Below are 261 nucleotides of genomic sequence, written 5' to 3'. Positions count from 1 at the left end.
CCATCCGCCGGCAAAGTATCGTATCGTCCGTTATTGTCTATTTCGGATTTGCTCTGGGTTTTCTGAATACCTACCTGTTTACCCGGAAGGGGGGCTTTACGGAAAGCCAATACGGGCTGACCAGCATGTTCATTGCGGTGGCCAACATCATGTATTCGGTGGCCAGCCTGGGGATGCCTGCTTATATCAATAAGTTCTTTCCTTACTATAAGTCGCGACTGTCCGATAAGGAGAACGACATGCTGACCTGGGCCATGGTGC

Annotated in this window: 1 protein-coding gene; it reads left to right on the top strand. The window is 50.6% G+C overall.

Annotated elements, in window-relative coordinates:
• A partial coding sequence (locus tag ACLJNW_RS26130) for a hypothetical protein (protein WP_410961495.1) occupies positions 1-261 on the top strand: 261 nt, incomplete at both ends.

The organism is Salmonella sp. SAL4457 (genome assembly GCF_046548235.1).
In the GTDB taxonomy this organism is placed as follows: domain Bacteria; phylum Pseudomonadota; class Gammaproteobacteria; order Enterobacterales; family Enterobacteriaceae; genus Salmonella; species Salmonella enterica.
This window is presented reverse-complemented; position numbering and strand designations above follow the sequence as displayed.